The following is a 19,210-nucleotide window of genomic DNA, read 5'->3' on the forward strand; positions in this document are numbered from 1 at the left end:
GGGGTGAGACGGCCGGAAAAGCGGCCGATCGACGGGCCAATGGCGACGTTGGCGGCGAAGTTGGCGGAGGGGGTAAGCCGGCGATGTTGCGCGAAGCCTTCGAATATCTGACCACGCCCTGCCCGCCGTTGGCGCGCCGTTTCGGCTACCTGTCGGAAATGGTGGCCTTGGGAGCCCGCTACCGGCGCCAGAAGCGGGCCTGGGCGCCGCATGTCGCCGCCTGCCACCGCTTCATCGATCAGGCGGTGCAGCGGGTGGAACCGGGTGGGCGGGCGCTGGTCGCCGGATCGGGGCTGCTGATCGAGATCCCGCTGGAGACGCTGACCGCCCGTTTCGACGAGGTGGTTCTGGCGGACATCCTGCACAGCCGCGCCGTCCGCCGCCGTGCGGCGGCCCTGTCCAATGTCCGCCTCGTCGAGATGGACGTCAGCGGCGCGCTGGCGCCGCTTGCCGCCGCGCTGGACAGCGGCGGCCCGCTGCCCACCGATTTCGAACCGCCGGTTCCCGAAGGCGGCCGTTTCCGTTTCGCCGTGTCCTGCAACCTGCTGTCCCAACTGCCGCTGCTGCCGCTGGAGGCGGTGGAACGCCGCGCCCCGGCGACCACGGAGGCGGAGCGGATGGCCTTCGCCCTGCGCATGGTCCACGGCCATCTCTGCTGGCTGTCCACCATCGCCGAACGCGCGGCCCTGTTCACCGACATCGATGCCTCCTGGATGCATGGCGGCACCGTGACCGAGGTGGAGGATTCGACCTGGGGCCTCGCCCTCCCCGCCCCCGACATGTCCTGGCTTTGGGACATCGCCCCGGCGCCGGAGCAGGACCGGCGGCAGGATCTGCGCCACAGTGTCGGCGGCTGGTTCGATGTGCGGACGGTGACGAGTGTCCTCCCGCCCTGTTGAGGGAACCGAGACCTCGACACAGCAGACGGGAGAGCGCCCATGGCCGCCAACGATCGCAACATCGACCGCCGCGACGCCGACCACCGCAAGGCGGATGACCGCCCCAGAGACGACCGCAACATCGGTAACGCCACCGGCCCCAGCGACAGCGGCGGCATCGATGAGCGCGAGATCCCGCTGGATATCCCCCGGACGGTCGACCATCCCGACGTGGACGAACGGATCGAGGGCTTCCAGCGCATCATCGGCCCCGGCGCCGGCGGTCCGATCGACCAGCCCGACGAGGATTTCGGCATCCCCGGCAGCGAGGAGGCCGGCGGCCTCGGCACCGGCCCGCTGCCGCCGCGCCAGCCCGACCACCCTCAGGGCCGGACCACCAGGGGAACCGAGCGGGGATCGACCGACCGTATCGTCTCAGACCGCAACGTCGCGGTCGACGGCGCGCGGGACCGCAAGTAATCGGTATGGCGAACCATTGTCGGACAGGCCACGGACCATGGCCGTCGACAATAGTTCGCATCTCCGTTGATTGAGGAAGCTGATACGGAAACTGTCGGGCGGCATTGCGCGGACTGCGCTTCATGGGACAGCGGCTCTGTCCTATCTTGGGTTTCACAAGGCGAACCAACGCCTCATACGAACCCAAGGGAGTGGACGTCTCTCACCTCACGTGGAGATTCCCAAAGCCATGAACAGCAATTTCAACGAAGTCCGCGATCCCCGTTCCTACGACGAGATCATCCTGGCCGCCCGCCAGATGCGCGCCGATCATCTGCGCGACCTGTTCGGCAAGCTGCGCGCCGGCCTGTTCGGCGCCCGCGCCGGCCACGGCACCGCGCTGCCGAGCGTGCGCTGACGGCAGACGGGCCGGCGCCGACCGGCGAGGCTCCAGCCGGATAGAGAAACGGTCCTGGTAGAGAAACGGCACCGTGCATTGCTGCGCGGTGCCGTTTTCGCATTCAGGATGTCTCCAACCGCCTATCCGCGTTCCGACCCCGGTGCGCCGGTGCACCACAGAAGCCCCAGCACCAGACCCTTGCAGCGCGGCAGCAGAATCAGCGTCAGCAGCAGGGTCAGCGCCGGCCAGATCGCCAGATGCAACCAAGTCGGCGGCTCATAATTCTGTTCGACGAACAGCAGGGCGGGGATGATGATGTGGCCGACGATCAGGATGGTCATCCAGGGCGGCGCGTCGTCGGCGCGCAGATGGCCATAAGCCTCGCCGCAGGCCGAACAGTGATCCACCGGCTTCAGGAAGTTCCGCAGCAGCCGGCCGCGCCCGCAATTGGGACAGCAGCCGATCAAGCCGCGGAAAGAGGCGAGAAACTTCGACGGAGCCGCTTCGGTTCCTGCGATCATGGCCACTCCTTCCGTGTTGCCCACAATATAGGCTCTTGCCAGCCAAACCACACCCCCGATTGCGGACAGGTCGGGCATGCGGCGGCCGGCTTACGGCGATCCGCCGGATTTTCGGGCCGTCCTTATCCCGTCTCCTGTCCCGTGCTATGAAGGGGCGCCTGATTGCAACCGCGGAGGGGACATGATGGATCGGACGGCGGATAGAACAGTGGAACATCTCCCGAAAACTGTTTCATAGCGTTTCAAATGTTCCACTCCAGCCTCCCCGGCCCTGCTGCCGAGTTGACGGCGGCGACCGCGCGGTCTAGGGGAAGACCTTTGCGTTCCGGAGACCCAGCCATGCCCTTCACCCGCCTGTTGTGCGCTGCCGCTGCCCTCGCCGCCTTCGTTGGCCCGATCGCCATGCCGGTCTCGGCGATGGCACAGACCAAGACCGTCGCCATCACCGCCATCGTCCAGCACCCGGCGCTCGACGCGACGCGCGACGGCGTGGTGGAGGCGCTGAAGGACGCCGGCTTTGTCCAGGGCCAAAACCTGAAGGTCGAGTATCAAAGCGCGCAGGGCAACCCGGCCACTGCCGCCCAGATCGCCCGCCAGTTCGCCGGCTCCCGCCCCGACGTGATCGTCCCGATCTCGACCCCGTCGGCCCAGGCGGTGGCGGCCGCGACCCGCGACATCCCGGTGGTGTTCACCGCGGTGACCGATCCGGTGTCGGCCCAGCTGGTGAAGTCGATGGACAAGCCCGGCGCCAACATCACCGGCCTGTCCGACATGGCCCCGGTCGGCGAGCATGTCGCCCTGATCCGCGAGATCCTGCCCCAGGCCAAGCGCATCGGCGTGCTCTACAACCCGGGTGAGCCGAACTCCATCGTGCTGGTCAAGGCGCTGAAGGACGAGGCCGCCAAGGCCGGCTTGACCGTGGTCGAGGCCTCCGTGCCGAAATCGTCGGACGCCCAGCAGGCGGTGCGCAGCCTCGTCGGCAAGGCCGATGCCGTCTACATCCCGCTCGACAACACCGTCGTCTCGGCACTGGAAAGCGTGATCGCCGTCGGCCAGCAGGCCAAGCTGCCGATCTTCTCCGCCGACACCGACAGCGTCGCCCGCGGCACCGTCGCCTCGATCGGCTTCGACTATCTCCAGGTCGGCAGGCAGACCGGCGCCATTGTCGCCCGCGTCCTGAAGGGCGAGAAGCCCGGCGACATCCCGGTGTCGCTCGCCAAGGGCACCGACCTGTTCGTCAACCCGAAATCCGCCGCCGCCATGGGCGTCACCCTGCCCGACGCGGTGGTGAAGCGCGCGACGAAGGTGGTCGGGCAGTAAGGGAATGTCTGGGGGTAGTGCTCTGCCCCCTCCCTATCCCTCCCCCACCTGCGGTGGGAGAGGGAACTTCCGCCGAACGCCGACAAAGCTCCTGTCCCCTCTCCCGCGCAAGCGGGGGAGGGATCGGGAGGGGGCAAAACGCTCCCCAAACCAAGCCCCTTCAAAAGCACCGCAATGACTGAAATCGCCCTCTTCGGCGCCATCGAGATCGGCCTCGTCTATGCGCTGGTCGCCATCGGCGTCTATCTGTCCTTCCGCATCCTGGACTTCCCCGACCTGACGGTGGACGGAAGCTTTCCGCTGGGGGCGGCCGTCTGCGCGGTGCTCTTGATCGCCGGGGTCAACCCCTGGCTCGCCAGCCTCGCCGCCGCACTCGCGGGTGCCGCGGCCGGTCTGGTGACGGCGACGCTGAACGTACGCTTCAAGATCCTGCATCTGCTCGCCAGCATCCTGACGATGATCGCCCTGTTTTCCGTCAACCTGCGGGTCATGGGGCGGCCGAACGTGGCTCTGCTGATGCAGGACACGGTGCTGACGCCCTTCTATGGGCTTGGCATCCCGGACCACATCGTCCGCCCGCTGGTGGTCGGCGTCATCGTCGCGGTCGTTGTGCTGCTGCTCGCCCGCTTCTTGTCCAGCGAGTTCGGGCTGGCGATGCGGGCGACCGGGGTGAATGCGCGGATGGCGCGGGCGCAGGGCGTCGACACCGACGCCCATGTCTATGCCGGCATCGCCCTGTCCAACGCCCTGACCGGTCTGGCCGGCGCCCTGTTCGCCCAGACCAACGGCTTCGCCGACGTCACCACCGGCATCGGCACAATCGTCGTCGGGCTGGCCGCCGTCATCGTCGGCGAGACGGTGCTGCCCGCCCGCGCCCTGGCTCTGGCGCTGGTCGGCTGCGTCGCCGGTTCGATCCTCTACCGCCTCGCGGTTCAGTTGGCGCTTTCGGCGGACTCCATCGGCCTGCAGGCCTCCGACCTCAATCTGGTGACCGCGGTGCTGGTCGCCGTCGCCCTGATCCTGCCGCGCCTGAAGGCCAAGGCTTCCCGCAACGCACGAGTTGCCAAATGATCGTCGTCGAGGACATCCACGTCACCTTCGGGCGTGGCACGCCGCTGGAAAAGCACGCGCTGCGCGGCGTCGACCTCACCATCCCGGAGGGGGAGTTCGTCACCGTCATCGGCTCCAACGGCGCCGGCAAGTCGACCTTCCTCGGTTCGCTGGCCGGCGACGTGCTGGCGGAGCAGGGGCGCATCTCGATCGACGGCACCGACGTCACCCGCTGGGACACGCCGCGCCGCGCCGGGCTGGTCGCCCGCGTCTTCCAGGACCCGATGGCCGGCAGCTGCGCCGCCCTGACCATCGAGGAGAACATGGCGCTGGCCGCCGCCCGCGGACGCCGCCGGGGCCTCGCGCTCGCTCTGGGCAGCGACCGCCGCAGGAACTTCCGCGACCGCATCGCGGCGCTGGGGCTGGGGCTGGAGAACCGGTTGCACGACCGCATGGGCCTGCTTTCCGGCGGGCAGCGTCAGGCGGTCAGCCTGCTGATGGCGACGCTGGCCGGCTCCAAGATCCTGCTGCTGGACGAGCACACCGCGGCGCTCGACCCTGCCACCGCCGATTTCGTGCTGGATCTTACCCGGCGCATCGTCCGCGACAACCGCCTGACCACGCTGATGGTCACCCATTCGATGCGGCAGGCGCTGGACTATGGCAACCGCACGCTGATGCTGCACGAGGGGCGCGTCGTCCTCGACGTGGCGGGCGAGGAGCGCGCCGGGCTGGACGTGCCGCACCTGCTGGCGCTGTTCGCCAGGCAGCGCGGCGGGGTGGAGATCAGCGACGACAGCCTGCTGATCGGCTAAGCCTCCGCCTTCGTCCTGGCCTCGCCTTCCCGGTCCGCCTCGAACAGCGACTGAAGTTCGGCGGCGGCATCGCGGGAGGTCTGGATGAGCTTGATCTCGTCGTTATGGACGGCATGCTGGCGGATCAGGGTCCGTTCGTCATGGGCACGGAAGGTGTCGAGCGTCCGCGTCACTTCGCCTTCCGCCAATCCCATCTGCCGCAGCACATCGCCGGTCATGCGCAGGCTGGAATCGAAGGTCTCGCGCACGATGTGGGTGACGCCGCGGTCCATCAGATGATGGACATGGCGGCGATTGCGGGCGCGGGCGAAGATGGTCAGGTTGGGGAAATGGCGCGTCGCCATCTCCACCACGCGCAGCGACTGCTCCATGTCGTCCAGCGCCACCACCAGCACCTTGGCCTTCTCCGCCCCTGCGGCGCGCAGAAGCTCCACGCGGGTCGGGTCACCGTAGTAGGCCTTGCTGCCGAACCTGCGGACGAAATCAACCTGGGCCGCGCTGCTCTCCAGCGCGGTGAAGGGAATGCCGCGCACCCGCAGCACGCGGCCGACCACCTGCCCCACCCGGCCGAAGCCGCAGATGATGACCGGCGGGTTGTCGTCGGGCGGGGTATCGAAGGGACGCTTGGGCTTCGCCGACATCAGGCGCGGCGCAAACCAGCGCTCCTCCGCCGCGAACAGGAAGGGCGTCGCCAGCATCGACAGGGTGACCACCAGCATCGCCGCCGACGCCTGTTCCCCGGCCATCACGCCGCCGCCGACCGCCAGCCCGAACAGCACGAAGCCGAATTCGCCGCCCTGGCTCAGCACCGTCGCCATCCGCGTCGCCCCGGCCCAGGGAACCCCGGCGATGCGGGCCAGCACCAGCATCACCAGTCCCTTCACCAGCAGCAGCGCCACGGCAAGTCCTAGGAAGCGGACGGGATGCGCCATCAGCGTCGGCACGTCGGCGCCCATGCCGACCGACACGAAGAACAGCCCGAGCAGCAAGCCCTCGAAGGGTTCAATGTCCGCCTGCACCTCGTGCCGGTATTCCGAATCCGACAGCAGGACACCGGCCATGAAGGCACCCAGCGACATCGACAGACCGGCCTCCTGGATCAGGACGGCGGTGCCGATGACGATCAGCAGGGCTGTGGCGGTGAAGATCTCCGGCGCGCCGGCGCGGTCGACCGCGTGGAAGATCGGCCGCAGCAGATAGCGCCCGCCGATCAGCACCACCACAACCGCCACCGCCGCCTTGGCGACGGCCAGCCACGCGCCATCGGCCTGGGGAACGCTGCCATTGCCCAACAGCGGCAGCAGCGCCACCGCGGGGATGATCGCAAGATCCTGGAACAGCAGGACGGAAAAGGCATTGCGCCCGGATTGGTTGGCGAGCAGCCCGCGCTCCGCCATCATCGGCAGCGCCATGGCGGTGGAGGACAGGGCGAAGCCGAAGCCCAGAACCACCGCCGTCGGCCAGGCGAGCCCCAGCCCCCAGCCGCACAGCGCGGTGATCGCGGCGCCGGTCACCGCGACCTGCGCACCGCCAAGCCCCAGCACCGATTTCCGCATGACCCACAGGCGGGCGGGCCTCAGCTCCAGCCCGATCAGGAACAGCAGCATGACGACGCCGAGTTCCGAGGCGTGTGCAATCGCCCCCACATTGGTGACCAGCCCGAGCCCGGCCGGACCAACCGCCAGCCCGGCGGCGAGATAGCCGAGCGGCGCACCGAACCCGAACCTTTTTGCCACCGGCACGGCAACCACCATCGCCGCCAGCAGCACAACCAACGTCACAAGCTCCGCCATGTCCCCCGCCGCTCGACTGTCGCAGGGGCACTATGGCGCGATTTCAACGGCCGATGCCAGACACTTAACCGTCAGCCCGGCCATATACCTAGATGCTATTGATTATTCGGCCGCGGAAGCCACGCGCGGGTTGTTCGACGGCGGCGCCCCATTGGCCGCCCAGCGGGTCAGCAGGAGGATGCCGACGACCACGCCGACATAGGCGATCAGCTGCGCCTCCGTCGGACGATCGGTGTAGCCGACCAGCACATGCAGCGCCTGCCCGACGAGGCTGTTGTCGCGCAGGACGTCCGAGGTGTCCCACAGCACGGTGCCGCCCGCCATCAGGATGCCGCCCTGTGCCAGGAAATTGACCGCCGTGGCCGCCATGCCGGCGGCCAGCAGCGTCAGCAGCCACGTGGTGGTGGCGAACAGGTGCCGCGTCGGGATCTGCAGCAGCCCGGCATAGAGCAGGACGGAGACCAACGCGCCCAGCGCCATGCCGCCCAGCCCGCCGGTGGCCACCGTGGCGATGCCGCCCTCTTCCGACGCCAGGATGCCGGTCAGGAACAGCACGACCTCCGACCCCTCGCGCAGCACGGCGACGCCGATGACGATGGCCAGCGCCGCCAGCGATTTTTCCCCGCTCTGCACCGCACGGCCGACCGCCTTCATGTCGCGCGCCAGTTCGCGGCCATGCTGCGCCATCCAGGCATTGTGCCAGGCCAGCATGACGACGGCGATCAGCAGGACGGTGGCGTTGAACATCTCCTGTCCGGTATCGGCGAACAGCGAGCTGATGCCGTCGGCGAAGGCAGCGACGATGCAGGACCCGACCATGCCGCCGACGATGCCCAGCGAAATCGACCGGCCGCGGCCGGGCACTCCCTGGGTCGCGGCCAGCACGATGCCGACGATGAGGCCCGCTTCGAGGACCTCGCGAAAGACGATGATCAGACTGGCGAGCATGGTCGTCTCCGGTAGTAGTCGGTCTGCTGGGACAACGTCACTCGGCGATCACGACGCCCTGCGCCGTCGCTTCGTGGAATTCGCCGAAGAAGGGATAGCGCCCCGGCTTCAGCGGACCGACCATGACCTTGATCTGCTTGCGGCCGCCGACGATCTTCTCGACCTTCATCTCGCCGCTTTCGAACTCTTCCGACGTGGCGTCCTGATTGTCGACCAGCAGGGTCACCCGCTTGTTGGCCGGAACCTTCACCTCCGCCGGTTCGAACTTGTGATCCTTGATGACGATGGTCACCGTATCGGCAGCCTGCGCCGGGACGGCGTGGATCAGGGCGGCTCCGGATAGGGCGATGCCGAAGGCGGCGGAAAGCAGAGAGACACGACGCATTCGCGGAAAACCTCAGGGGCTGGTGGGCCATTGCTTCTGAAAATCATTCTCACTCAAGCCCCCCGGGGTCAAATGAAAAGGCACCCGCAGGCTCCGCAACGCACCTGCGACGGATTCGCGCACCCCGGCGGCGTAGCGTGCCACCTACCCAGGTTCGCCCGTCTCGACAAGCCCAGGTCGAGACGACGCGAAGCCGCGGCGTTTCAACGGGATGCGACGAAGCGCTCCAATTTGCCCAGCGTTTGCTGCCCCAGTTTCTCGGCGCCGAACCCCTTCGCCTCCTGGAACTCGGAAGCTGTGGTGAACACCATGCCCAACGTCACCTTCGTTGCGCCGTCTAGGTCCTCGAACATGGCCCAGGCGTCGGCATGTTTCGGCCCGTTCTCGCCCCAAAGAAGCGTGTAGCCGATTCTTTCCTCGGTCCGGACCTCTCCATAACGATGGTGGTTCGGAAACACCGTTCCATCCGGCGCAATCATGTCGAAGACCCATTCGCCGCCCGCGCGCAGATCAATCCGCGTCGTCCGACAGGAGAATCCTTCCGGGCCCCACCATTGCGGGAGCGTCTCAGGGTTCATCCATGCCCCCCAGACCAGGGACCGGGGTGCCTGTATCACTCGCTCAAGCACCATGGTCCGCTCGGCCACGCCCGAGAGGTTGTCCAGTCCCGCACCAAAGCCCTGCCGGTATCCGGCCTCCATGTTCTTGGCCATCGAGGAAAGCTGCACCGTAACGACCAGCCGACTGCGTTTGTCCGTACCTGAGAAATCTGCCGACACCAGCGCGGCTGATTGTGTCACCTGCCCGGACGAAACCACCTCGTAATTCACGCTGCGCTGCGCAGGCTGCAGGTCCAGCCAGCCAACCTCGCAACGGATATCGGGCTGCCCCTCCACCTTGCAGAGAGAGACCTCACGTCCTCCCACCCTGGTGTCGGCCTCCAGAAACTCCACGATGATCGAGGGCGTGGGGGCGGCCCAAACCATCCTGGCGGCCGGGGCCGTCCACGCATGCCATAGCACCGATAACGGCGCGGCCACCTCCCGCTCGAAGGTCAGCGTCGCAAAGCGATCCTTCCTTTCAATCGCCCTGTCATCCGGCGCCATGCCGGTCGAAACGGGGTCCGATGTCATTCTTTGCGCTCCTTCATGACGTTCATCACAAATGCATCCAGTCGGCTGAGACGGGCCTCCCAAATCGCCCGGTGTTCATCCAGCCATGTCCGCACCGGCTCCATGGCCTCCGGCACCATGGCGCAGGTCCGTGTTCGCCCTTCCTTAGAGGTTGAGATCAACCCAGCTTCCTCGAGCACGGAAAGGTGCCGCATCACGGTGGGCAGACGCAGTCCAGTGGGACCGGCCAAGTCCGTTACACGCGCGGGTTCTCTGGCGAGCCGGGTCAGGATTGACCGTCGGGTCGGATCAGCAAGCGCGTGGAAAAGCAGCGAGAGATCGGGTTTATGCTTAGCCATGTCGCTAAGTATCAGCGCGACATTGCACTTGCAAGCAAACACTTCGCCGATTGGCTAAGTTTTTCACAACCAAGCAGCGCTCCCTGGAGCGGCGGCTTCCGTTGCGGCCCGGATCAGGGGCTTTCGTCCCGCCGTGCCCACGCGCCGTGACGTGGTCACTGTGTTCAAGGACCGGCGGATTTACGGAATCTGGACTGCGCTGTTGGTCTCGCCCCGCCCGATGGCGGCACTCGGCTTCGGAGGCTCTGGAGCGAGCAACAGTTCAACCACTACCCAAAGGGCGTCGGAGACGTGATGTGCAGCCATCCGCCTCCCAATAGCTCAAACCCTGTTTTGTCAGGCGCTCAAGCTTCCGACGAGCCGGGAAACTGCTCCAGCCCGTCGGTGATCTCATAGTAGTCGGCCTTGTCGGCCACATAGCCATGGCGAAGCGTCGTCAGCCCGGTCGGCTGGTCCAAACTGCCCGCGGCGATCTCGATCTCGGTCTTGCCGTCGCCCTTCCAGAACAGGGACGAGCCACAGCGCCCGCAAAATCCCCGCTCCGCAATGTCGGAGGAGCGGTACCAGGACAGCGTTTCATCGGCGTCGAAGGTGACGGTATCGCGCGGAACCGTGACATAGGCGCCGATGTGGCCGTGGAAGCGGAGGCACTGGCCGCAATGGCAGGTCACGACCCCATCCGGCCGTTCCGCCAGCAGAAAGCGCACGCCGCCGCACAGGCAACCGCCGGCCAGCGCCCGCTCCCGCCCCGTCACGCCTTCGCTCATTCCACCACCTCTCCCGTGCTGGTCCGGCGTTCGACACCATCGTCGCCGATGTCGTAATAGGCGCCTTTGTGGTCGACGAAGATATGGCGATCCACCCGCAGCCCGGACGGATCGTCCAGGCTGCCGGCGGTCACCGTGATGCGGCGCTCCGCACCGGCCTGTTCCAACGCCTCCCAGAACAGCCCGGCACCGCAACGCGCGCAGAAGCCGCGCCGGGCGCGCTCGGAGGAGGCGTACCACGTCAGAGTCGAGTCGGTGAGCAGACGCAACGCCGCACGGGGCAGGCCGGCGTAGGCGCCGACATGGCTGTGCTGGCGCCTGCACTGGGAACAATGGCAGAAGGAGATCGGTTCCGGCCGGGTGTCGATGGCATAGCGCACGCCGCCGCACAGACAGCCGCCGGTCCAGACCCGCTCCCCCTCCCCGCTTGCCTTCACGTCGCCCATCGCTCAGCCCCGCCAGAACGGCTTTTCAGCCTCATAGTCCGCATCGGCGCGGGAAATGCCGATATCCGACAGCAGATGGTCGGGCAGAGCCTCCAGCGCGCGGCGCTGCCGGCGGCGCTCGTTCCAGGTCGCAAGGCGGTCGAACAGCGCCACCACGCGCTCGCCCAGCCCCACGCCGGCCGGGGCCGGCTTGCGGACGAACAGTTCTGCGCCGGACATCGGTGAATGCGTTCCCTTTGCCATGATCCGGTTCCTTCCGGTGAATGGGGAGCGGGGCCTCGGCCTCGCCGCTCCGTTGGTCAGATCGCTTGTGAAACTGAGGATGGTACAGAGACCGCTTGCCGACAAACGACGCTTTCTCATAGAATCGATTAGCTAAGCTAATCCGAATCCAGCCGCTGGTCCCTCCCCCGCCATGTCCCGCCGCCTGCCCCCGCTGAACGCGCTGCGCGCCTTCGAAGCCGCCGCACGCCATCTTTCCTTCACAAAAGCCGCTGACGAGCTGCATGTGACGCAGGCCGCCGTCAGCCACCAGATCAAGGCGCTGGAGGAGTGGCTCGGATTACCGCTGTTTCGCCGAATGAACCGGGCGCTGGCGCTGACCGAGGCCGGGCAGAACTACCTGCCGCCGGTACGCGAGGCGATGGACACGCTGTCCCAGGCGACCGACCGCCTGATCCGCGCCGACAGCAGCGGCACGCTGACCATTTCCACCATGCCCAGCTTCGCGTCGAAATGGCTGGTGCCGAGGCTGGTGCGTTTCCAGAAGCGCCATCCGGAAATGGATGTGCGGGTCCACAGCACCTCACAGGTGGTGGACTTCGCCCGCCACGACGTCGATCTGGCGATCCGCTTCGGCAATGGCCTGTGGCCGGATTTGCGGGTCGAACGGCTGCTGACCGAGGACATCTTCCCGGTCGGTCACCCATCGCTGCTGGCCGGCGACCGGCCGCTGGTCAATCCGGAGGATCTGCGGCACCACACGCTGCTGCACGACGACTACAACATCTCCTGGGCGGTGTGGTGCCGGGCGGCGGGGATCGAGGGGGTGGATACCGACCGCGGCCTGCGATTCGACGACTCGTCCTTCACCCTGCAGGCTGCGATCAACGGCCACGGCATCGCACTGGCCCGTGGCGTGCTGGTGGCCGACGACATCGCGGCCGGCCGGCTGGTCCGCCTGTTCGAAGTGCGGCTGCCTGGGAGCCTCGCCTACTATGTCGTGGCGCCGCAGCATTACTTTTCCCGGCCCAAGGTGAAGGCCTTCCACGACTGGTTGTTCGAAGAGGCGGAAGCGGTCTGAAAAGCGCCGTATTGAGCGGCTTGCGGGCGTAACGGACCGCTCCTATAGTCCGCGCCCATGAGCGCGAACCCGTCCCCCGACACGGTCTTCCCGCACCGCCATCTCCTCGGAATCGAGGGGCTGCGGGCCGGCGAGATCACCCAGATCCTCGACCTTGCCGATGGCTATGTCGAGCAGAACCGCCGCCCCGTGAAGAAGTCCAACCTGTTGGACGGCCGCACGCAGGTGAACCTGTTCTTCGAGAACTCCACCCGCACCCGCACCAGCTTCGAGCTGGCCGGAAAGCGGCTGGGGGCCGACGTCATCAACATGTCGACCGACAGCAGTTCGGTGAAGAAGGGCGAGACCCTGATCGACACGGCGATGACGCTGAACGCCATGCACCTGGACGCGCTGGTGGTGCGCCACGCCGATTCGGGCGCGGTGAAGCTGCTGGCCGACAAGGTCAACTGCTCCGTCATCAATGCCGGCGACGGCCATCACGAACACCCGACCCAGGCCCTGCTCGACGCGCTGGCGATCCGCCGCCGTCTCGGCCGGCTGGATGGGCTGATCGTGGCGATCTGCGGCGACATCCTGCACAGCCGCGTCGCGCGCTCCAACATCCACCTGCTCAACGCCATGGGCGCCCGGGTGCGCTGCGTGGCGCCGCCGACCCTGCTGCCGTCGCAGATCGAACGGCTGGGCGTGGAGGTCCATCATTCGATGAAGACCGGCCTGCGCGACGCCGACGTTGTGATGATGCTGCGCCTGCAGACCGAGCGGATGAGCGGCCAGTATGTCCCCTCGACCCGCGAATACTTCTACTTCTACGGCCTCGATTACGAGAAGCTGGAGGTGGCGAAGCCCGACGCGGTCATCATGCATCCGGGGCCGATGAACCGCGGCGTCGAGATCGACTCGGAAGTCGCCGACGACCTCAAGCGCTCGATGATCCTCGATCAGGTGGAGCTGGGCGTGGCCGTGCGCATGGCCGTGCTCGACCTGCTGACCCGTGAACGCCGCCAGTCCGACCTTGCGGGAGCCGTCTGATGAGCAGCCGTATCGTCTACCGCAACGCCCGCCTGCTCGACCCGGCGACGGGCCTGGACCAGCGCGGCGACCTGCTGATCGACGGCGAGACCATCGCCGATTTCGGTCCCGGCCTGTTCAACGACTCCACGCCCGAGGGTGCGGAGGTCATCGACCTCGCCGGCCAGTGCCTCGCCCCCGGTCTCGTCGACATGCGGGTGCTGATCGGCGAACCGGGCGAGGAAGAGAAGGACACGATCAAGAGCGCGTCCCGCGCCGCGGCGGCCGGCGGCATCACCGCCATGGCGCTGCTGCCCAACACCGACCCGGTGCTGGACGAGGTCGCCGGGCTGGAGTTCATCGCGCGGCGCGCCCGCGAGGTGAAGCTGGTCAAGGTCTTCGCCTACGGCTCCGCCACCCGCGGCACCGAAGGCAACGAGATCACCGAGATGGGCCTGCTGGGTCAGGCCGGTGCGGTCGCCTTCACCGACGGCACAAAGGCCATCGCCAGCGCCAAGACCATGCGCCGGGCGCTCAGCTACGCCAAGACCTTCGGCAAGCTGATCGTCCAGCATCCGGAAGAGCCGTCGCTGGCATCCGGCGGCATGATGAATTCGGGCGAGATCGCGACCCGCCTCGGCCTCGTCGGCATCCCGCGCGAAGCCGAGATCATCATGATCGAGCGCGACCTGCGGCTGGCCGAATTGACCGGCGGGCGCCTGCATTTCGCCCACATCAGCACCGGTGAATCGGTCGACCTGATCCGCCGCGCCAAGGCGCGCGGGCAGAAGGTGACCTGCGACACCGCTCCGCATTATTTCGCCCTGACCGAGACCGACGTCGGCGACTACCGCACCTATGCCAAGGTCTCCCCGCCGCTGCGCGGCGAGATGGACCGGCGCGCCATCGTCGAGGGATTGGCCGACGGCACCATCGACGCCATCGCGTCCGACCATGTGCCGCAGGATCAGGACCAGAAGCGCCTGCCCTTCGCCCAGGCCGCCCCCGGCGTGATCGGGCTGGAGACGCTGTTCCCGCTGACGCTGGAACTGGTGCACAAGGGCAAGATGCCGCTTCTGAAGGCTCTCGCCTGCGTCACCGCCAACCCGGCGGCGATCCTCGACTTGGCCGTGGGCCGCATCGTCAAGGGCGGGCCGGCCGATCTGGTCGTCTTCGATCCCGACGTGCCGTGGCAGATCGACGTCACCCGCTTCAAGTCGAAGTCGAAGAACTCGCCCTTCGAGAATCGCCCGGTCCAGGGCCGGCCGCTGCGCACCATCGTCGACGGCCGCACCGTCTGGCAGGCGGAGGACTGATCCGGTGCCGATCCTCCTGTTCGCCGCCCTGCTGGGCTACCTGCTGGGCTCGATTCCCTTCGGGCTGGTGTTGACCCGGATGGCCGGTCTGGGCGACATCCGCCAGATCGGCTCCGGCAACATCGGCGCCACCAACGTGCTGCGCACCGGCAACAAGCCGTTGGCGCTCGCCACCCTGCTGCTCGACAGCGGCAAGGGTGCCATCGCCGCGTTGCTGGCGCAGTGGCTGGCCGGACCGGAAGCGGCGGTGCTGGCCGCCGGCGGCGCCATGCTGGGCCACAGCTTCCCGGTGTGGCTGGGCTTCAAGGGCGGCAAGGGCGTCGCCACGGCGATCGGCGTTCTGCTTGCTGTGTCTTGGCCGGTTGGGCTGCTGGCCTGTCTGACCTGGCTGGTGATGGCGGCGCTGTTCCGCATCTCGTCGCTGTCGGCGCTGACGGCGCTGGGCATCAGCCCGCTGACCGGCTGGTATTTTGGTGGGCCGCTGGTCGGCGGCCTCTGCCTGTTCATCGCGGCGCTGGTCTTCATCCGCCACGAGGCAAACATCCGGCGCCTGCTGAAAGGCGAGGAGCCGAAGATCGGCGCAGGCAAGAAGAAGGCTGCCTGAGCGGGCAGATCGAAGAGGCGGACCGAACGGGCGGCGGGGAGGCAACTCCCCGCCCTTTTCGTTTGCAGTCCTCTGATTTTGTTAGAGTTCCCTCGTCCTCACTATCCGATTTCGCCCACCCGGACGCAGACAACCGGTGCGGCCATGCGCTATGCTGCACGGCAATCCGGGGCACGAACAAGCAACCCGGCAGGTGAGCCGGCGGCTGGCGCCGGCGGACAACGAGACGCTGAGGGAACCGAGAATGGACACTCCGCTGTGGAGCCCGAGTGAGGAGCGCATCGCGCAGGCCAACCTGACCGCTTTCCGCGAGGCGGCGAATGCGCGATTCGGACTGCGGCTGGACGATTACGACGCGCTCTACAACTGGTCGATCGCGGAGAAGGAGCGGTTCTGGCGCTTCCTGTGGGAATGGGCCGGGCTGACCGGCGACCTTGGCAGCGTCGATCTGCTGGACGGCGACAAGATGCCGGGTGCCCGCTGGTTCCCGGAAGCCCGCCTCAGCTATGCCGAGAATCTGCTGGCCGGCGCACCGGACGACAATGCGGTCGTCTTCTGGGGCGAGGACAAGGTGAAGTACCGCTGGAGCGGGGCGGAACTGAAGGCCACCGTCTCCCGCCTGCAGCAGGCGCTGAAGGCCAAGGGCGTCGGCAAGGGCGACCGCGTCGCCGCCATCATGCCGAACATGCCGGAAACGCTGGCGGCGATGATCGCCACCACCAGCCTCGGCGCGGTCTGGTCCTCCTGCTCCCCCGATTTCGGCATCCAGGGCATCACCGACCGCTTCGGCCAGATCGAGCCGAAGGTGGTCTTCGCCCCCGACGCCTATTGGTATAACGGCAAGAGCCACGACGTGCGTGCCAAGGTGGCGGAGGTGCTGAAGGATCTGCCGACCGTCGTCGCCACCGTCATCATTCCCTACGTCGACAAGGCGCCCGACCTGTCGACGATCCCCGGCGCCGTCGGCTTCCACGACTTCATGGCACCCCATCCGGTGGCCGAGCCGACCTTCGAGCGCGTCGCCTTCGACCATCCGCTGTTCATCCTCTATTCGTCCGGCACCACCGGAAAGCCGAAATGCATCGTCCATGGCACCGGTGGCACCATCCTTCAGCATGTGAAGGAGCACCGGCTGCATTGCGACCTGAAGCGCGGTGACCGGCTGTTCTACTTCACCACCTGCGGCTGGATGATGTGGAACTGGCTGGTGACCGGGCTGGCCAGCGGCACGACGCTGGTTCTCTATGACGGCTCGCCCTTCGCGCCCACCGGCAACATCCTGTTCGACTATGCCGATGCGGAGCGGATCACGCTGTTCGGCACCTCGGCCAAATTCATCCAGTCGCTGGAGAAGTCGGGGCTGGAGCCGATGAAGACCCATTCACTGGCCAGCGTCCGCGCCCTGGCCTCCACCGGCTCGCCGCTGATGCCGGAGAATTTCGAGTTCGTCTACCGCTCGATCAAGCAGGATGTCCATCTCGCTTCCATCAGCGGCGGCACCGATATCATGTCCTGCTTCGTGCTGGGCAACCCGATCTCCCCTGTGTGGAAGGGCGAGATCCAGACGCGCGGCCTCGGCATGGCGGTGGAGGCGTTCGACGACAACGGCCACGCCGTGCGCGGCGAGAAGGGCGAACTGGTCTGCACCCGCCCCTTCCCCATCATGCCGATCGGCTTCTGGGCCGATCCGGACGGGTCGAAATACCGCTCCGCCTATTTCGACCGCTTCCCCAATGTCTGGGTCCATGGCGATTTCATCGAACAGACCGAGCATGGCGGCTGGGTGATCTATGGCCGGTCGGACGCGGTGCTTAACCCCGGCGGCGTGCGCATCGGCACGGCGGAGATCTACCGCCAGGTCGAACAGCTTCCGGAAATCATGGAGGCGGTCTGCATCGGCCAGGAATGGGACGGCGACGTGCGCGTCGTGCTGTTCGTCGTCCTGCGCGAGGGGCTGAAGCTGGACGAGGCTCTCGCCGGCACCATCCGCAAGCGGATCAAGGACAACTGTTCCCCCCGCCATGTTCCGGCGAAGATCGTCCAAGTCACCGACATCCCGCGCACCCGCTCCGGCAAGATCACCGAGCTGGCGGTGCGCGACGCCGTCCACGGCCGTCCGATCAAGAATACGGAGGCGCTGTCCAACCCGCAGGCGCTGGACGAATTCCGCGAGCGGACGGAACTGAGCGGGGCGTGAGGTGGCGTCGCCGCTGTTCCTCGACCTCGACGGCGTGCTTGCCGATTTCGACCGCGGCGTCGTCGCGGTCACCGGCAAGCGGCCGGAACAGCTGCCGATGAAGGAGATGTGGCGGGCCTTGTCCCGCCACGCCGACTTTTTCGGCACGCTGGACTTCATGCATGACGCGCAGGAGCTTTGGGCTTTCTGCGCGCCGCACCGGCCGACCATCCTGACCGGCCTGCCGCTGGGCAGTTGGGCGCCGGAGCAGAAGAAGCGCTGGGTTGCCCGCATGCTGGGGGCCGAGGTGCCGGTCATCACCTGCATGGCCCGCGACAAGGCCCGCTACGCCAGTCCCGGCGCCATCCTGGTCGATGACCGCGAGAAGGCCCGCGACCCGTGGGAGGCGGCCGGTGGCCGTTTCATCCTCCACCGCAATGCGGCGGACAGCATCGCCGAACTGGCGAGGCTGGGATTCTGAACATGACCAAGGGGCGGCACTTGCGCGCCGCCCCCATTTCAACAAAACCGTTTACTCGGCAGCCGCCGCCTTGGTCTCGCGGCTGGTCCTCCACAGCGACACCACCACGCCGCCGGCGATCAGGGCAAAGGTGACGCCCAGCGCGATCAGCGGGTCGGGCTTGCCGAAGACTTGCGTGTAGAAAATCTTGCCGCCGATGAACACCAGCACCAGCGCCAACGCGTATTTCAGATAGCGGAAGCGGTGGACCATCGCCGCCAGGGCAAAGTACAGCGCGCGTAGGCCCAGGATGGCGAAGATGTTGCTGGTGTAGACCAGATACGGGTCGGTGGTGATGGCGAAGATCGCCGGCACGCTGTCGACCGCGAAGACCAGATCGGCCAGCTCCACCATGATCAGCGCCAGCAGCAACGGCGTGGCCGTCCAGCGCATCACGCCGCTGTCGCCCACCGGCTGCTTGACGATGAAGTGGTGGCCGTGGAAGCGGTCGGTGACGCGGATGCGACGCTTCAGGAACCGCAGGATGGCATTCTCGCCGATGTCGGTTTCCTCGTCCTTCGCGAACAGCATCTTGATGCCGGTCAGCAGCAGGAAGGCGCCGAAGACGTAGAGGATCCAGTGGAATTCCGACACCAGAGCGGCGCCGGCGCCGATCATCAGGCCACGCAGCACGATGACGCCCAGGATGCCCCAGAACAGCACGCGGTGCTGCAACTCGCGGGGCACGGCGAAATAACTGAAGATCAGCGATATGACGAAGACATTGTCCAGTGACAGGCTCTTTTCGACGAAGAAGCCCGTGTAGTACTGCAACCCGGCCTCGCCGCCCATCGACCACCAGACCCAGCCGCCGAACAGCAAGGCGACCGCGATGTAGAAGGCGGAAAGCTTCAGGCTTTCACCGACGCCGATGACATGGTCGCGCCGGTTGAGAACGCCCAAGTCCAGAACCAGAAGCGTCAGGACAATCCCAACGAAAACGAGCCAAATCCAAACCGGCTTTCCCAGAAATTCCAGGAAAATCGTTGCAAACAAACCGTCCATCGCAAAACCCACTTGATGACGC

22 protein-coding genes are annotated in these 19,210 nt (G+C 66.9%); 12 read left to right on the top strand and 10 right to left on the bottom strand.

Annotated elements, in window-relative coordinates; genetic code table 11:
• Positions 1 to 83 precede the first annotated feature (83 nt).
• The 3 genes from ACCD06_RS10335 (at position 84) to ACCD06_RS10345 (ending at position 1,755) form a co-directional block, all read left to right on the top strand.
• A complete protein-coding gene (locus ACCD06_RS10335) occupies positions 84 to 899 on the top strand; it encodes a hypothetical protein (RefSeq protein WP_413340478.1) in 816 nt (271 codons plus the stop codon).
• A gap of 39 nt (positions 900 to 938) precedes the next feature.
• Complete coding sequence (locus tag ACCD06_RS10340) at positions 939 to 1,358, top strand: hypothetical protein (protein WP_109075403.1); 420 nt, start codon at positions 939 to 941, stop codon at positions 1,356 to 1,358.
• Between the two features lie 229 nt (positions 1,359 to 1,587).
• Positions 1,588 to 1,755: an RSP_7527 family protein gene (locus ACCD06_RS10345; RefSeq protein WP_158281999.1), complete on the top strand. Its 168-nt coding sequence runs from the start codon at positions 1,588 to 1,590 to the stop codon at positions 1,753 to 1,755.
• A gap of 122 nt (positions 1,756 to 1,877) precedes the next feature.
• Here ACCD06_RS10345 and ACCD06_RS10350 read toward each other — a convergent pair whose 3' ends face one another.
• On the bottom strand, positions 1,878 to 2,258 hold the full coding sequence (locus ACCD06_RS10350) for a DUF983 domain-containing protein (RefSeq protein ID WP_413340480.1): 381 nt from the start codon (positions 2,256 to 2,258) through the stop codon (positions 1,878 to 1,880).
• A 339-nt stretch (positions 2,259 to 2,597) separates the two neighbouring features.
• Between ACCD06_RS10350 and ACCD06_RS10355 the strand changes: the two genes are divergently transcribed.
• From ACCD06_RS10355 to ACCD06_RS10365, 3 genes are all read left to right on the top strand, one after another.
• Positions 2,598 to 3,578 carry an ABC transporter substrate-binding protein gene (locus tag ACCD06_RS10355; RefSeq protein WP_413340482.1) on the top strand — a complete coding sequence of 327 codons (981 nt, stop codon included), beginning with the start codon at positions 2,598 to 2,600 and terminating at the stop codon, positions 3,576 to 3,578.
• Positions 3,579 to 3,752: 174 nt separating this feature from the next.
• Positions 3,753 to 4,649 carry an ABC transporter permease gene (locus ACCD06_RS10360; RefSeq protein ID WP_413340484.1) on the top strand — a complete coding sequence of 299 codons (897 nt, stop codon included), beginning with the start codon at positions 3,753 to 3,755 and terminating at the stop codon, positions 4,647 to 4,649.
• On the top strand, positions 4,646 to 5,443 hold the full coding sequence (locus ACCD06_RS10365) for an ABC transporter ATP-binding protein (RefSeq protein WP_413340486.1): 798 nt from the start codon (positions 4,646 to 4,648) through the stop codon (positions 5,441 to 5,443). The genes ACCD06_RS10360 and ACCD06_RS10365 overlap by 4 nt, the downstream gene beginning before the upstream one ends.
• Here the strand turns inward: ACCD06_RS10365 and ACCD06_RS10370 are convergent.
• From ACCD06_RS10370 to ACCD06_RS10405, 8 genes are all read right to left on the bottom strand, one after another.
• Complete coding sequence (locus ACCD06_RS10370) at positions 5,440 to 7,236, bottom strand: monovalent cation:proton antiporter-2 (CPA2) family protein (RefSeq protein ID WP_413340488.1); 1,797 nt, start codon at positions 7,234 to 7,236, stop codon at positions 5,440 to 5,442. The genes ACCD06_RS10365 and ACCD06_RS10370 overlap by 4 nt on opposite strands.
• A 102-nt stretch (positions 7,237 to 7,338) precedes the next feature.
• Positions 7,339 to 8,184, bottom strand: coding sequence for an FTR1 family iron permease (locus tag ACCD06_RS10375; protein WP_413340490.1), 846 nt, complete (start codon positions 8,182 to 8,184; stop codon positions 7,339 to 7,341).
• Positions 8,185 to 8,221: 37 nt separating this feature from the next.
• Entirely contained in the window at positions 8,222 to 8,569 is a 348-nt protein-coding gene (locus ACCD06_RS10380; protein WP_109075396.1) for a cupredoxin domain-containing protein, read from the bottom strand.
• Positions 8,570 to 8,772: 203 nt separating this feature from the next.
• Positions 8,773 to 9,702: an SRPBCC family protein gene (locus ACCD06_RS10385; RefSeq protein ID WP_413340492.1), complete on the bottom strand. Its 930-nt coding sequence runs from the start codon at positions 9,700 to 9,702 to the stop codon at positions 8,773 to 8,775.
• Positions 9,699 to 10,040 carry an ArsR/SmtB family transcription factor gene (locus tag ACCD06_RS10390; protein WP_413340494.1) on the bottom strand — a complete coding sequence of 114 codons (342 nt, stop codon included), beginning with the start codon at positions 10,038 to 10,040 and terminating at the stop codon, positions 9,699 to 9,701. The genes ACCD06_RS10385 and ACCD06_RS10390 overlap by 4 nt, the downstream gene beginning before the upstream one ends.
• A gap of 344 nt (positions 10,041 to 10,384) precedes the next feature.
• A complete protein-coding gene (locus ACCD06_RS10395; protein ID WP_109075395.1) occupies positions 10,385 to 10,807 on the bottom strand; it encodes a GFA family protein in 423 nt (140 codons plus the stop codon).
• Complete coding sequence (locus ACCD06_RS10400) at positions 10,804 to 11,253, bottom strand: GFA family protein (protein WP_413340496.1); 450 nt, start codon at positions 11,251 to 11,253, stop codon at positions 10,804 to 10,806. The genes ACCD06_RS10395 and ACCD06_RS10400 overlap by 4 nt, the downstream gene beginning before the upstream one ends.
• A 3-nt stretch (positions 11,254 to 11,256) precedes the next feature.
• Positions 11,257 to 11,472: a DUF1127 domain-containing protein gene (locus ACCD06_RS10405; protein ID WP_247871365.1), complete on the bottom strand. Its 216-nt coding sequence runs from the start codon at positions 11,470 to 11,472 to the stop codon at positions 11,257 to 11,259.
• Positions 11,473 to 11,668: 196 nt separating this feature from the next.
• On the opposite strand from ACCD06_RS10405, the gene ACCD06_RS10410 reads away from it, so the two are divergent.
• The 6 genes from ACCD06_RS10410 (at position 11,669) to ACCD06_RS10435 (ending at position 18,144) form a co-directional block, all read left to right on the top strand.
• A complete protein-coding gene (locus ACCD06_RS10410) occupies positions 11,669 to 12,556 on the top strand; it encodes a transcriptional regulator GcvA (protein ID WP_109075392.1) in 888 nt (295 codons plus the stop codon).
• Between the two features lie 57 nt (positions 12,557 to 12,613).
• Positions 12,614 to 13,588: an aspartate carbamoyltransferase catalytic subunit gene (locus ACCD06_RS10415; RefSeq protein WP_085089487.1), complete on the top strand. Its 975-nt coding sequence runs from the start codon at positions 12,614 to 12,616 to the stop codon at positions 13,586 to 13,588.
• Positions 13,588 to 14,883: a dihydroorotase gene (locus ACCD06_RS10420; protein WP_109075391.1), complete on the top strand. Its 1,296-nt coding sequence runs from the start codon at positions 13,588 to 13,590 to the stop codon at positions 14,881 to 14,883. Before ACCD06_RS10415 ends, ACCD06_RS10420 begins: the two co-directional genes overlap by 1 nt.
• Before the next feature lie 4 nt (positions 14,884 to 14,887).
• Positions 14,888 to 15,487 carry a glycerol-3-phosphate 1-O-acyltransferase PlsY gene (gene plsY / locus ACCD06_RS10425; RefSeq protein WP_109075390.1) on the top strand — a complete coding sequence of 200 codons (600 nt, stop codon included), beginning with the start codon at positions 14,888 to 14,890 and terminating at the stop codon, positions 15,485 to 15,487.
• Positions 15,488 to 15,731: 244 nt separating this feature from the next.
• The gene (locus tag ACCD06_RS10430) at positions 15,732 to 17,684 is read left to right on the top strand and encodes an acetoacetate--CoA ligase (protein ID WP_109075389.1); all 1,953 of its coding nucleotides are present in this window, start codon (positions 15,732 to 15,734) and stop codon (positions 17,682 to 17,684) included.
• A gap of 1 nt (position 17,685) precedes the next feature.
• On the top strand, positions 17,686 to 18,144 hold the full coding sequence (locus tag ACCD06_RS10435) for a hypothetical protein (RefSeq protein WP_136705682.1): 459 nt from the start codon (positions 17,686 to 17,688) through the stop codon (positions 18,142 to 18,144).
• Positions 18,145 to 18,195: 51 nt separating this feature from the next.
• Here the strand turns inward: ACCD06_RS10435 and ACCD06_RS10440 are convergent, their stop codons facing one another.
• The gene (locus tag ACCD06_RS10440; RefSeq protein ID WP_109155843.1) at positions 18,196 to 19,188 is read right to left on the bottom strand and encodes a TerC family protein; all 993 of its coding nucleotides are present in this window, start codon (positions 19,186 to 19,188) and stop codon (positions 18,196 to 18,198) included.
• Positions 19,189 to 19,210 lie beyond the last annotated feature (22 nt).

Origin of the sequence: Azospirillum sp. CT11-132, assembly GCF_047302835.1 — a bacterium.
In the GTDB taxonomy this organism is placed as follows: Bacteria; Pseudomonadota; Alphaproteobacteria; order Azospirillales; family Azospirillaceae; genus Azospirillum.

Excerpts from the sequence above, each read along its gene's own strand:
- ACCD06_RS10360 (WP_413340484.1), top strand. The coding sequence starts at position 3,753 with ATGACTGAAATCGCCCTCTTCGGCGCCATCGAGATCGGCCTCGTCTAT.
- ACCD06_RS10370 (WP_413340488.1), bottom strand. The coding sequence starts at position 7,236 with ATGGCGGAGCTTGTGACGTTGGTTGTGCTGCTGGCGGCGATGGTGGTT.
- ACCD06_RS10405 (WP_247871365.1), bottom strand. The coding sequence starts at position 11,472 with ATGTCCGGCGCAGAACTGTTCGTCCGCAAGCCGGCCCCGGCCGGCGTG.
- ACCD06_RS10345 (WP_158281999.1), top strand. The coding sequence starts at position 1,588 with ATGAACAGCAATTTCAACGAAGTCCGCGATCCCCGTTCCTACGACGAG.
- ACCD06_RS10385 (WP_413340492.1), bottom strand. The coding sequence starts at position 9,702 with ATGACATCGGACCCCGTTTCGACCGGCATGGCGCCGGATGACAGGGCG.
- ACCD06_RS10440 (WP_109155843.1), bottom strand. The coding sequence starts at position 19,188 with ATGGACGGTTTGTTTGCAACGATTTTCCTGGAATTTCTGGGAAAGCCG.
- ACCD06_RS10355 (WP_413340482.1), top strand. The coding sequence starts at position 2,598 with ATGCCCTTCACCCGCCTGTTGTGCGCTGCCGCTGCCCTCGCCGCCTTC.
- ACCD06_RS10340 (WP_109075403.1), top strand. The coding sequence starts at position 939 with ATGGCCGCCAACGATCGCAACATCGACCGCCGCGACGCCGACCACCGC.
- ACCD06_RS10380 (WP_109075396.1), bottom strand. The coding sequence starts at position 8,569 with ATGCGTCGTGTCTCTCTGCTTTCCGCCGCCTTCGGCATCGCCCTATCC.
- ACCD06_RS10390 (WP_413340494.1), bottom strand. The coding sequence starts at position 10,040 with ATGGCTAAGCATAAACCCGATCTCTCGCTGCTTTTCCACGCGCTTGCT.
- ACCD06_RS10410 (WP_109075392.1), top strand. The coding sequence starts at position 11,669 with ATGTCCCGCCGCCTGCCCCCGCTGAACGCGCTGCGCGCCTTCGAAGCC.
- ACCD06_RS10400 (WP_413340496.1), bottom strand. The coding sequence starts at position 11,253 with ATGGGCGACGTGAAGGCAAGCGGGGAGGGGGAGCGGGTCTGGACCGGC.
- ACCD06_RS10375 (WP_413340490.1), bottom strand. The coding sequence starts at position 8,184 with ATGCTCGCCAGTCTGATCATCGTCTTTCGCGAGGTCCTCGAAGCGGGC.
- ACCD06_RS10395 (WP_109075395.1), bottom strand. The coding sequence starts at position 10,807 with ATGAGCGAAGGCGTGACGGGGCGGGAGCGGGCGCTGGCCGGCGGTTGC.
- ACCD06_RS10350 (WP_413340480.1), bottom strand. The coding sequence starts at position 2,258 with ATGATCGCAGGAACCGAAGCGGCTCCGTCGAAGTTTCTCGCCTCTTTC.
- ACCD06_RS10335 (WP_413340478.1), top strand. The coding sequence starts at position 84 with ATGTTGCGCGAAGCCTTCGAATATCTGACCACGCCCTGCCCGCCGTTG.
- ACCD06_RS10420 (WP_109075391.1), top strand. The coding sequence starts at position 13,588 with ATGAGCAGCCGTATCGTCTACCGCAACGCCCGCCTGCTCGACCCGGCG.
- ACCD06_RS10365 (WP_413340486.1), top strand. The coding sequence starts at position 4,646 with ATGATCGTCGTCGAGGACATCCACGTCACCTTCGGGCGTGGCACGCCG.
- ACCD06_RS10415 (WP_085089487.1), top strand. The coding sequence starts at position 12,614 with ATGAGCGCGAACCCGTCCCCCGACACGGTCTTCCCGCACCGCCATCTC.
- ACCD06_RS10430 (WP_109075389.1), top strand. The coding sequence starts at position 15,732 with ATGGACACTCCGCTGTGGAGCCCGAGTGAGGAGCGCATCGCGCAGGCC.